The 12,833-nt window shown below is 53.7% G+C and carries 8 protein-coding genes; all 8 read left to right on the top strand.

Annotated features, from left to right (window positions below):
* Positions 1 to 298 precede the first annotated feature (298 nt).
* Positions 299 to 1,780 carry a sigma-54 interaction domain-containing protein gene (locus F3J43_RS18530; protein WP_166889942.1) on the top strand — a complete coding sequence of 494 codons (1,482 nt, stop codon included), beginning with the start codon at positions 299 to 301 and terminating at the stop codon, positions 1,778 to 1,780.
* A 33-nt stretch (positions 1,781 to 1,813) separates the two neighbouring features.
* Positions 1,814 to 5,212: a type I restriction endonuclease subunit R gene (locus F3J43_RS18525; protein WP_286184791.1), complete on the top strand. Its 3,399-nt coding sequence runs from the start codon at positions 1,814 to 1,816 to the stop codon at positions 5,210 to 5,212.
* A gap of 8 nt (positions 5,213 to 5,220) precedes the next feature.
* Positions 5,221 to 7,071, top strand: coding sequence for a DNA recombination protein RmuC (locus tag F3J43_RS18520; protein ID WP_166889939.1), 1,851 nt, complete (start codon positions 5,221 to 5,223; stop codon positions 7,069 to 7,071).
* Entirely contained in the window at positions 7,071 to 8,654 is a 1,584-nt protein-coding gene (locus F3J43_RS18515) for a type I restriction-modification system subunit M (protein ID WP_166889936.1), read from the top strand. The genes F3J43_RS18520 and F3J43_RS18515 overlap by 1 nt, the downstream gene beginning before the upstream one ends.
* Positions 8,651 to 9,784, top strand: a complete 1,134-nt coding sequence (locus tag F3J43_RS18510) for a restriction endonuclease subunit S (RefSeq protein ID WP_166889933.1) — start codon at positions 8,651 to 8,653, stop codon at positions 9,782 to 9,784. The genes F3J43_RS18515 and F3J43_RS18510 overlap by 4 nt, the downstream gene beginning before the upstream one ends.
* A gap of 64 nt (positions 9,785 to 9,848) precedes the next feature.
* On the top strand, positions 9,849 to 11,576 hold the full coding sequence (locus F3J43_RS18505) for an AAA family ATPase (RefSeq protein ID WP_166889930.1): 1,728 nt from the start codon (positions 9,849 to 9,851) through the stop codon (positions 11,574 to 11,576).
* The gene (locus F3J43_RS18500) at positions 11,576 to 12,502 is read left to right on the top strand and encodes a hypothetical protein (RefSeq protein WP_166889927.1); all 927 of its coding nucleotides are present in this window, start codon (positions 11,576 to 11,578) and stop codon (positions 12,500 to 12,502) included. The genes F3J43_RS18505 and F3J43_RS18500 overlap by 1 nt, the downstream gene beginning before the upstream one ends.
* Positions 12,503 to 12,762: 260 nt before the next feature.
* A partial coding sequence (locus tag F3J43_RS18495; protein ID WP_166886457.1) for a transposase occupies positions 12,763 to 12,833 on the top strand: 71 nt, incomplete at its 3' end.

The following is a 12,833-nucleotide window of genomic DNA, read 5'->3' as shown; positions in this document are numbered from 1 at the left end:
AACGTCATCTCAATTAGTCACTGGGCAAAGGTGCCGTTCAGCGAATGCTGGTTAGCAGCAAGGAACAGCCCACGGCGGAGTAAGCCGAGATCACCAGCTTCACAACTCGCAGCCCACGCCGCATCACCTAGTCGGTTACTTTGAGCAGTTCTCAGCATGATTTTCATACCTTTCACAGCCACGGTGGTAGCGCGATTGAAGCTAACCTGATGATTTACTATCCGACATCTATGTTGCAGGGCACAATGCCAGCAAGCCGCGCATCTGAACGCGAGAGGACCTAGGGGGATTGGAAGGCGTGTCTACAAAGCAGAAGGTGCTGCTCTGCTGGGTCGGGGGAAACGATCTGAAGGCGTTGTCGGGCAGTGAAACTGGGCCTGTACTGGCGACGCTAAGAGCACAAACGTTCGATCGTGCAGAACTGCTTTCGTCTTATCCGGCTGAGATGGTCGAGCCTTATATCGCCTGGCTCCGTGAGCAGGTCAGTACGCCGGTCACCGTCAGTTATGAGTCACTGACGAGCCCTGTACATTTCGGGGATATCTACCAGGCTGCCAATGCTCACCTGATTCGCCTGCACCTGCATGCCAACCACCTTTCCATTCTACTCAGCCCCGGCACTCCGGCCATGCAGGCTGTGTGGATTCTCCTGGGCAAGACCCGCTACCCGGTGACTTTCTATCAGTCCTCGCTGGAGCAGGGGGTGCAGCAGGTTGATGTGCCATTTGAGATTGCGGCCGAGTATGTGCCAGCCGCCAACTCCATCAGTACCGACAAGCTGTTGCGCCTCGCCGACAGTCGGGCGCCGGTTGATGCCGCTTTCGCCAGCATCATCACACAAAGCGAGCGCATGCTGCTGCTCAAGTCGCAGGCACAGGTGCTGGCGCAGAAGCAGGTGCCGGTATTGCTCTATGGGGAGACAGGCACCGGTAAAGAGTTGTTTGCCAGAGCCATCCATAACGCTGGCCCGCGTTCGTCAGCGCCTTTCATTGCGCTCAACTGCGGGGCTATTCCATCAGAGCTGATCGACTCTACCTTGTTTGGCCATCGTAAAGGGGCTTTCACCGGGGCGGTGGAAAATCGCGTTGGAGTGTTCCAGCAAGCGGATGGCGGCACCTTGTTCCTTGATGAGTTCGGCGAACTGACGGCGGATGCTCAGGTGCGTTTGCTGAGGGTGTTGCAGGATGGAGTGATTACGCCAGTGGGCAGTAGTCAGGAGGTGCGGGTCAATGTACGCCTGATTACTGCTACCCACCGCAATCTCATGCAGTCGGTGGCGGAACGGCGTTTCCGTGAGGATCTGTTCTATCGAGTCGCCGTTGGCGTTTTGCACTTGCCGCCATTACGCGAGCGAGAGGGTGATCTGTTACTCCTGGCTGACGCTTTGTTGGAGGAGATCTCCAGGCAGGATGACACTCTAGGCGATAAGAAAATTTCCGCAGAGGCAAAGAATCTTATTCTTCGCCATCCTTGGCGCGGTAATGTTCGTGAGTTGCAATCGGCCCTGTTACGTGCAGCGCTGTGGTGCCGGGGCGATTTGATTGAGGCTGGAGATATAGTGCAGGCGCTTTTCCAGATGCCTCAAGATGGGCATGCTGAACAGCTAGAGATATTTTCTCAATCTATTGATTTGCAAGGGATAATTGCAGATACCGCAAGGCGGTATCTGCGTCAAGCTCTGAAAGTGACCGGGCACAATAAGACCCGTGCAGCCAGCCTGCTGGGGCTGAAAAGCCAGCAAACGCTGACAAACTGGATGAGCAAGTACGACGTCGAATAGAAACTTGGCACGATCCTCGCTTAGAGGATGGTTATGGACAGAATCGCCTATATGAAATCAGTCAACTTCGAGTTCCTTCGTCCCGGCAACGAGTTGCTGGCAAACCTAGCTGGCCTGGCCGAGGCCGTGATTCATATTGATCCGGGCAGCGCCCTGACGCGCTTGCGCAGTTTTGCCGAGGAGCTGACCAAAGGTATTTACAAGGAAGAATTGCTGCCGCGTATGCCGCAGTCGACCTTTTACGAACTGGTTAAAAGCTCGGTGTTCACCGATTGCGTCAGCAAGCCTCTGGTTCACCAAATCAACTTCCTGCGTATCCAGGGCAATGACACCGCTCATGGTGCGGAAGGTGACCTGCGCAATGCGCAGTTGGCACTGAAAACCGCTCATCAACTGGCCATGTACATGGCCATCAGGTACTACGGCACCGCACAGGCTGATATCTCTCCCTTTGCCGAGGTGCGGGACCCGACTGCGACTCTTGCCAGCCTGCAGAAGACCGTCTCCAGCTACGAGAGGGAGCTCACTCAGCAGCAGGAAGAGCTACAGCGAGTCATGGATAAGCTGGAGCAGGAGCGCACCCGCAATCTTGATAAGCTGGAGCCGCCTGCTAAGCCGGATCAGCAGAGCCGTCAGCAGCAGAGTCAGAAAGTTGCCGACAGCCTGCAGTGGAACGAAGCCAAGACCCGGGCTCTGCTGATAGATGCCATGCTGGTTCAGGCGGGCTGGGATATCAGTAATCCCTTGCAGGTAGGCCAGGAAGTAGACGTCGACTTTCCCGATAACGTCTCTGGCAAGGGCCGTGCTGACTACGTGCTATGGGGTGACAACGGCCAACCGCTGGCTGTGATCGAGGCCAAGAAATCCGGCAATGTCAGCCTGCAGGCCGGACGCGAACAGGCCCGGATGTATGCCGATGGCTTCGAGCGCATGGGCATGCAGCGCCCGGTGATTTTCTACAGCAACGGCTATGAGACCTTCATCTGGGACGACGCGCAATACAACACCTACCGTCCGGTGTACGGCCTCTACAGCAAAGACAGCCTCGAATACCTGATCTATCAGCGCCAATACCGCAAGGCGGAGCTGGAGCGTCATAACCCGGATCTGGATATCGCTGACCGCCCTTATCAGATCGAAGCGATCAAGACGGTTGCCGCTAACTTCCAGCAGCAGCGTCGCCGTGCGCTGATCATTCAGGCCACCGGCACTGGTAAGACTCGCGTGTCCATCGCCTTGGCCGGGCTGCTACTGCGCACCGGTTGGGCCAAGCGCGTGCTGTTCCTGTGTGACCGCAAGGAACTGCGCGTCCAGGCTGATGATGCTTTCAAGCAGAACCTACCCAGCGAGCCGCGCTGCGTGATCGGTGAAACCAACAAGGTCGATCAGACCGCACGTGTCTACATCGCCACCTACCCGGGCATGATGAGCCGCTTCGCCCAGCTTGATGTGGGCTTCTTCGACCTGATCATTGCCGACGAAAGCCACCGTAGCATCTACAACAAGTACCGCGACCTATTCGACTACTTTGATGCCCTGCAGGTGGGCCTCACCGCCACTCCGGTGAAGTTCATCAGCCGCAATACCTTCGACATGTTCGACTGCGAGACGACCGACCCGACCTTCGAGTTCGGTCTTGATGCAGCCATTAACAATGATCCGCCGTACCTGGTGCCGTTCCGCGTTAAGGACCTTACCACCGATTTCCTACGCGACGGCATTCACTACAACGACCTGAACGAAGAACAGCAACGTCAGCTTGAAGAGGACCTCGGCGAGGAGGAGGCCAAGCGCACCACCATCGCCGGCAAGGACATCGGTCGCAAGATCTTCAGCGAAGACACCGACCGCCTCATTCTGGAAAACCTGATCGACAACGGCATCAAGGATGAGACCGGGTCGCTGGTCGGCAAGACCATCGTCTTTGCCCAGCGTCAGGACCATGCTGAGCACTTGGAAAAACTCTTCTGCAAGCTCTACCCTCAGTATGGCAGCAAGGTCTGCAAGGTCATCCACAACCATATCCCGCACGTGGGTACGCTGATCAAAGAATTCAAAAAACCAGAGAACGACTTCCGCATCGCCATCTCGGTAGACATGCTCGACACCGGCATCGATGTGCCCGAAGTGGTTAACCTGGTATTCGCTAAGCCGGTGAAGTCCTGGGTGAAGTTCTGGCAGATGATCGGTCGCGGCACACGTCTGCGCCCCAATCTGTTCGGTCAGGGCAAGCACAAAAGCGAGTTCCTCATCTTCGATCACTACGGCAACTTCGACTTCTTCGAGCAGGAGTACGAAGAACCAGATGACAAGAGCGGCAAGTCGCTCCTGCAAACCACCTTCGAAGCGCGTCTGGAGCTGGCGCAGGCGGCTCTCAAACAGAACCATGCCGCCGCCTTTGATACCGCCATTGAACTGCTGCGTGCCGACATCAATGACCTGCCGGAGAGCAGTGTTGCCGTCAAGCGCGAGCTGCGGGCTGTGCACCAATTGCAGCAGGGCGACCAGCTGCAAAAGTTCGACGCCAAGACCCAGCATTTGCTGCAAAATACCGTTGCCCCGCTGATGTCGGCTCGTGTGCTGCGCGACAAACATGCCACTGCGCTCGACAAACTTATCGCCGCCATCGAGCGCTGCCTGGTGGAAAACGCCAGCTGTTTCGAGGATGGCAAGATCACCTTGTTGGAAGAGATCGACAAGCTCGCCATCAATATTCAGGCCGTGCGCCAGAAGGATGCCTTGATCGCAGAGGTGCGTAGCGCGGACTTCTGGCTCAACGCCAATGTGGGCAAGCTGGAACGAGCTCGGCAGGAGCTGCGCGGCATCATGAAATATCGCAAGTCCGGTGAGGGAGTGCTCTACAGCACGCCGGGAACTCGCACCGCCGATGGCGGCGTGCAGGTGGCTGAACGTCAGATCAAGATCCCAGGGGCCAACGAGGCCATGATCTACCGGCACCGCCTCAAGGACATCCTCGACGGCATGCTGGCTGCCAACCCGACCCTGCAGAAAATCCACAAGGGCGAGCCTATTGCCGAGCAGGAGCTGAACTCGCTCACCTCGACCATCCTCACCACTCACCCAGGCATCAGCCTGCAAGTGCTGAACGAGTTCTATGGCCGTACTGCCAGCGAGCTGCAGTTGACTGTGCGCGAGCTGATAGGCCTGGATGTACAGGCCATTGAGCAGCATTTTGCCCAGTTCCTGCATACCCATCCCAGCCTCACGGCCCAGCAGGTGCGCTTCATGAACCTGCTGAAAAGCTACATTGCCCAGCATGGCAGCATCGTCATCGAAAAGCTCTACGACGCACCGTTTTCCAGCATTTCCCACGAAGGCATCGACGGTGTGTTTGCCCCCGCTGATGTGGGCGTGCTAGTGGCCGTGCTCAAGCCCTTCTTGCGCGGGGACAACTCGCCTACCAGTCACTAGGAGTGCACATGCAAGCCAGTCAATGGACCACTGATATCATCGTCATCGCAGTTGTACTCGCACTGGCTTGCGCGTTGCTAGGTTATTTCGCGGCAGCACTGCGTCAGGGCCGGCAACTCAGTCAGCTAGAGGCCGAGCTTGAGCAGGCCCAACTGGCTCAAACGACAGCCGTGTCCGGCAGCGCCGCGCTAAGTGAGCAGCTCAAGGCCGCGGAAGCACGAGTGCATGAGCTCCAGGTAGCCGAGAGCACCCTGAAAACCAAGCTACAGGGCGCGTTCGACAGCGTGACGCGGCTGACTCAGGAACAGCAGGAAGCTAAGGGTCGTCATGCAACCCTGGAGGCCAAGCTGGAGCAGTCTGCCAAACAACATCATGAAGCGGTAATTCAGCATGAAACGGCGTTGACTGAAGTTCGGAGCCTTAACGCAAAAGTTGACGACTACCAGAGTCGTCTGGAGCAGGCGAATACCTTGCTGCAGCAAGAGCGTGAATCGGTCAGTGGTCTCAAGTCAGCACTGGCCGAAGAGGGTAAAAAAGCCAAAGGCTTTGAGGCTGCCAACACGGATGCTCGGACACAGCTGGCAGAGCTGAAGGAGCAGATGAAGACCGCAGGCGAAAAGATAGAAACGCTGCAGGGCGACCAAGCAGAGATCAAGCGCCAGGAAACTAAACTTAGGGCTGAACTGGATGAACGCGAGGCCAGCCATGCCCGTGAGCAGGTCAACTTTGAACGGCAGAAAGCCAGCTTAAGCGAGCAATTCAAGCTGCTGTCCAACGAGATTCTCGAAGCGAAAACCCAGGCCCTACAGGAAAGCAGCAAGGTCAGCCTTAGTGCTGTGATGACGCCGTTCCAGCAGTCCATCGACACCTTCAAGCGTGAAGTGCAAGAGATCCACCACCGCGAAACCACCCAGCAGGGCGAGCTGCGCAAAGAGTTGGAGCAACTGAAAACGCTGAACCAGCAGATCACTACCGAAGCCCATGAGCTGTCCACTGCGCTGCGCGGCCAGAAGAAGCTGCAGGGCAACTGGGGCGAGCTGGTGCTGGAGAACGTACTCGACCGCTCAGGCCTGCAGTTGGGCAAGGACTATCTGCGCGAAGTCAGCATCACCACGGAGGAGGGGCGCCAGCGCCCCGACGCCGTGGTGTACCTGCCTCAGGCCAGGCACCTGATCATCGACGCCAAGGTTTCGCTTAACGCCTATACCCGCTATGTGAACGCAGAAGACGATTTGGAGCGTAAGCAGGCCCTGAAAGAGCACGTCCAGGCAGTGGCCAGCCGCATCAAGGAACTGGCTGACCGCGACTATTACAAACTGCCGGGCCTTAATTCTCCGGACATTGTATTCATGTTTATCCCTATTGAGTCGGCCTTCGTCGAAGCGCTCAAGGCAGACGAAAGCCTGTTCCAGCAGGCCATCGAGAATAACGTGCTGGTGGCCACACCTACCACGCTGCTCACCAGCCTTAATATTGTGCGCCAGCTTTGGCGCTATGAGGATCAGAACAAACACACCGCCGCGCTGGCCAGTCGGGCAGAGGGCGTGTTCAAAAAGCTCAACACCTTCTTGGCCAGCTTTGAGAAAATAAAAAAGGGCTTGGAAACCGCGACCGAAGCATATGTTAAGGCCGAAGGCCAGCTGGTCAGCGGCAAGGGCAACCTGGTCAAACAGGTGGGCGAATTCAAGAATCTGGCGCCTGCCATCAAAGCCCAGTTACCTGCCTATTTCGCTGACAAAGCTGCGCTGGAAATCGACTTTATCCCTGCCGAGCAGAACATTGAGGCGCTCACTGACAGCACCGAAGATCAAGACCTGCTCGCTGAATCCGACACTGAAACCGACTACGAGAACGCCTGATGCTCACCGGCAAGATACGCAACGATATCGACAAGCTCTGGGAAAAATTCTGGACTGGCGGTATCACCAACCCGCTGACCGTGATCGAACAGATCAGCTACCTGATGTTCGCTCGGATGCTCGACATGCAAGAAGACGTGGCTGAGCGCAAGGCTAACCGCACCGGCAAGGCCTTCGACCGTCTGTTTCCCAATACACCGGAAGGCCAACTGCTGCGCTGGAAAAATTTTCGCAACATGAGCGGGAAGGAACTGCACAGTCACCTCAAGAAAAAGGTCTATCCGTTTTTCGCCCAACTCGGCAGCGCCGAAGGTGAGGGCGGTGAGCGCGAAGGCCTCGGCCACATCAGCGAATATATGCAGGACGCCGATCTGGAAATCAAGAACGAGTCCGTGCTCACCTCCGCCGTGGAGATGGTCAACGACCTGCCGCTGACCCTGAGCGATGTGAAGGGCGATATCTACGAATACCTGCTGAGTAAGCTCACCACTGCCGGCATCAATGGCCAGTTCCGTACACCGCGCCATATCATCGACGCGATGATCGAGCTGATCGCCCCGCAGCCCACCGAAGTGATCTGTGACCCGGCATGTGGCACCGCCGGCTTTCTCGCACGCACCATGGAATACCTCAACCGCGTGCATTCCAGCCCGGAAGGCACCTTCACCGATGATGACGACAACCCGCATTACTCAGGCGACCTGCTCGAACCCTACCGCCAGCACATCAACAGCCAGATGTTCTGGGGCTTCGACTTCGACACCACCATGCTGCGCGTTTCCAGCATGAACATGATGCTGCACGGCGTGAACGGCGCGAACATCCGCTACCAGGACTCCCTGAGCAAATCCATCAAGGAACACTACCCGCGTCAGGAACAGAACTTCTTCGATGTGGTGCTGGCCAACCCACCGTTCAAGGGCAGTCTGGACGAAACCAACACTAATCCCGATGTACTCGGTCTGGTAAAAACCAAAAAGACCGAGTTACTGTTCGTTGCCCATATCCTGCGCTCGCTCAAGCTGGGTGGCCGCGCCGCGGTGATCGTGCCGGACGGCGTGCTGTTCGGCGCATCCAAGGCCCACCAGCAACTGCGCCATGAGCTGCTCGACAACAACCAGTTGGAGGGCATCGTCAGCCTGCCCAGTGGCGTGTTCAAGCCCTATGCCGGAGTCAGCACTGCCATCCTGATTTTCACCAAGGGCGGCACCACCGAGCGCGTATGGTTCTACGACCTGCAAGCCGATGGCTACTCGCTGGATGACAAGCGCACCGAGCTGAAAGGGGAGGGTAGCAACGACCTGCCCGACGCCATCGCCCAGTGGCACAAATACCGGCAGATGATCGACAGCAATATCAGCGCTAGCACTATTAATACTCTGTTCGGCGACAAGCGCAAAAAGGCCTTTGTCGTAACGCCCGAGGATATCGTCGCCAACAAGTACGACCTCTCTATCAATCGCTACAAGCAAGTGGAATACCGACATGAGCAGTACGAAGACCCAAAAGCGATTCTGCAGCGGCTGAAAGGACTGGAGCAGGAGATTCTGGCGGGCCTGGATGAGCTGGAGGGGATGCTGTGAGCCTAATTTTCCCGGCGCACTGGGATGTATTGCCGTTCAGTGTGGCTGTCAAAGATGTTACTTCTGAATATTCGAAGTTGCAGAAGTCTGAATATTTGGAGCAAGGCAAATTTCCTATAGTTGACCAAGGGCAGCAGAAGTTTGGTGGTTATACTGATGATGACTCAGTAGTCTCTTTGAGTGGATACCCTGCAATTGTATTTGGTGATCACACTCGGATTTTTAAATTTATAGATGAGCCTTTTTGTTTAGGGGCTGATGGTGTAAAGGTTCTTGAGCCAAAAGTTGAGTTGGATAGGAAGTTCTTATTCTATTATTTTTCTTCATTGACTATTGAGTCTGCTGGTTACAGCAGGCATTTTAAGTTTCTCAAGGAAAATGTTGTTCCAGTTCCATCCTTGGTCGAACAAAAGCGCATTGCCGCCATCCTCGATAAGGCCGAGGCCATTCGCCGCAAACGGCAGCAAGCCATCGAGCTCGTCGACGACTTCCTCCGTGCCGTGTTTGAGGACATGTTTGGCGATCCGGTGAATAATCCCAAAGGGTTTCCTATTGGAACAATCCGTGATTTGGTTGCAACAGCAGATTATGGAACATCAGCCAAAGCCTCAGAGGCTTATGGGGAGTATCCTATTTTGCGAATGGGTAATGTTACCTACCAAGGTAGGATTGATCTAAAAGATTTAAAATACATTGATCTTGAGGGGAAGGATCAATCTAAATACTTGGCGAGAAAAGGCGATCTATTATTCAATAGAACAAACAGCAAGGAACTTGTTGGGAAGGCGGCTGTTTATGATATGGATGATCCGGTCGCTATTGCCGGGTATTTAATAAGGGTGCGGCCGAATGAGAGGGGTAATAGCTATTATATAGCTGGATATTTGAATTCAGCTCATGGAAAGGCGACGCTTAAGTCTGTTTGCAAGAGCATTGTTGGAATGGCGAATATTAATGCGCAGGAAATGCAGAATATTCCAATTATGCTTCCTCCGGCTGAAATGCAAAGGCGTTACCAAGAGCTAGTTGTTGCGACAAGGTGCAGGCTTATAAGGATCAATTCTTCGCTTAAGGTGGTGGAAGAACTTTTCAGTTCGCTCAGTCATAAATGTTTGTCTGGGCAGATATAGGGGCGAGCATCATGGGTTCAACGATTTTTAGTTGGCTTGTGGATAGCGCTAGAGTATAGAATATATGAATATTACAGAAATTTCTCTCACTAATTTCCGCTCCTTCCAGTCCACTCAAACTATCGAACTAGCACCTGTCACAATGCTGTTTGGGCCGAATAGCGTGGGCAAAAGCTCAGTGCTGATGGCGCTGTTCTATATCCAGCAAATACTAGGAAAAGGGCAATGTGACCCCCAGCGTATCGACGCGCTGGGTGAAAAGCACGTTGGCGGCTTCAAAAGTCTGATCAACGGTCGAGATACTACCAAGAGAATGGTTTTAAAGCTGGCGATGGATAAGTCAGGTTTAATTGGTTCGAGTTATAGTCAGGTTGTTGATCTGATAGGTGATGATTTTGACCTGCCTGCTGATAGTCCCACTGTTGACGCAAATCGAGTTTCTATTGAGTTTGACATTGCTTGGTCGAGTAATAAAGAAACGGCATACGTTGCTTGCTATAAAGTCTGGCTGGATGACCGTCTAATTGCCGAACTCGCCAGTGATGCCGGGCTTAAACAGCCTACTATAACTTGGCTAGATTATCAGCATCCTGCTTTGCTGACTCCGCTTGAGCGTTTGCATGAGGGGAGCAGTGTTGATGGCTTTGTCAGTCGATTACACGAGCTGCTCAATAGTGATCGTAATCCACAAGAAGTTTCCAGAAGAGGCGTGGGGCAAGCCACCGATATTTCTTTCGATCATGCCGCCATTGGCTTCAAGGGATTTGTTGGTGCCTTACCAGTGCTAGGAAAGCGACTGGAGTCGGTGGTAGATACAGACGATCCTCTCATCACCACACGGCTACATGAAATTCTGTCCGATGTGGTTGTGGCTCCCCTAGACAACCTATTGGTATTACTGAATGAGAGCCTGTGCATCGGCCCGTTGCGTATTATTCCAGACGCCCTGCATCGGTCCAATCCCTACCCGATGCAGACGGACTGGTATTCTGGATCCGCCGCGTGGGACGTCACAGGGCGACTCAGCTCGGCCAATATGTTAGAGCTCAATCACTGGCTTAACTCGGGAGAAGCTCTGAATCTCGGCTACTTTCTGCGCTCGAAGACCGCTATAAGCCAAGCCGCCTACACGGGAGGCGGAGATACCTCCAGTGAATTAAGTGCATTGCTTGAGACGTTCGGGGATTCACTCAGTGTTAGCCTCTCTGGTACGGATGCGGAGGGCAATCCCCTGCCCGAAGAGCACTCAGTATCCCTAGACGCACTGAAGAAACTGCTCAAGGCCGAAAGGAATTCTCCAGTAGATAAAGCCCGGCAACTGGTAGCTAAGGAGCTCCACCATAAGTGGGTGCTGTGGGACGACCGCAACAACACTGAGGTGGCTTTTTCTGAAGTGGGTGTCGGGATTTCTCAACTCTTCCCGCTGGTAGTTGCAGCAGTACAGGACATGCAAGGTATTATCGCTTGTGAGCAACCTGAGCTGCATGTCCATCCGAGGATTCAAGTCGGTATTGGCGATTTGCTGACACAAGCAAACAAGAAATCCACCTTTCTGATCGAAACTCACAGCGAACACCTGATCCTGCGGATCTTGCGCCGTATTCGTGAAACCTCCGAAAGTACATTGCCGAAGGGCCTGCGACCTGTTTCTCCAGCGGATGTCTCCATCATTTACATGGAGCCAGGTACTGCAGGAGTGATCGCCCGACGTATTGAGATAGACAGTACGGGAGAGTTCACCAGCCGTTGGCCAAATGGCTTTTTTGCAGAGCGCAGAGAGGAGCTTTTGTGATGATCCATGAATATGCGCTTGAGCCGACCGTCTTATCAGCCTGGGCATCAAATGATCGTGACTATGCTGAATTTCTTCGCGAGTATGGGTTGGGTACGCCAAGGATCGTTAGTAGCTTTCCGAAGAAAAAGATGTCTAAGCTTCGTAGCTATCTGTTACAGCATAGCCCTCAAGACACTCAGTCACTATCTGGGCGTCGTTATACTGAGATGGTAATAAGGCTAACTGAATCCATCGTTGCTAGAGATGTGGCAGATCATCAAGTTGTCACTTGGTCAGAAACTGCTCTGGCCGAGAATTATAGATTTCCATTCGGCGTGATTCTCTCTTTCTCTGCTATTGAGGTAGAGAACAATATCACTCCTGATAGCATGTATTTGGAGGGGAGTTCTTGGAATCACTACGGTCAAATGACTGTGCCTCGCACTAATTCTGGTTTGTTATCCGCTGTTGGAAGTTTGGTTCGTCTGTCTTCAAGGCATATAGTTATTATCGACCCATTTGGCTGGTCGTCCGAGGCTATAGGCTTTGTCCGATTCATGATAAATTATATTTCTCGTGACCGTCTTACGGATGCTTTGCCCAAGATAACTATATTTTTTAAGGAAAAGCGCGGAAGTGGGAATGCAGGTGGGGGAAGTCCATCAGCAGGTCACGTCAAAAACCAGGTGGTACAAGGTTTGGGCGTAGGGTTAGAAAATATTGAAATTCAAGTTTTCGAGTTAAGAGAGGCTGCTGAAGGCGATGTTTTTCATAATCGTTGTATTCTGACGGAGCATGGAGGAGTTATGACCGGTCACGGTATTACTGTTTCAGGTAACGAAGCTCATACAGATGAGGCAGTGTTGATGGGGGCAGGGGTTTATCAAAAAAAGTGGCAGCAATTTATTGAGGATATATGCTTTGATGTGGTTTCGCGTGCATAGGGGTGTGGAAGAATTTCGGGTGTAAGTCAGTCTCTTTAAAGTTGATGATCAGCTTAATTAACTGACAATGGAAATCTTTATGGTAACACCACCTGAAGATCAGTTTTCTCTACGTGCCTCCTATGGCGCCGAGGCGAGGTGGTTCCAGGAGGCGGGTATTTCGAGCGTCATATGCGGCCCTAGTGACATCATGCAGGTGAATCGCCCCTGGTTCCGTAGACACCTCCAAGCCTCATAATGAGGCCCAAATAGGAGGTGCCATGAGTCGTCAGCGTTACCCTGAAGAATTCAAGATCGAAGCGGTCAAGCAAGTGACCGAGAAAGGCAAGCC

Source organism: Pantoea sp. Cy-639 (assembly GCF_011752525.1).
Taxonomy (GTDB): Bacteria; Pseudomonadota; Gammaproteobacteria; order Pseudomonadales; family Pseudomonadaceae; genus Aquipseudomonas.
This window is presented reverse-complemented; position numbering and strand designations above follow the sequence as displayed.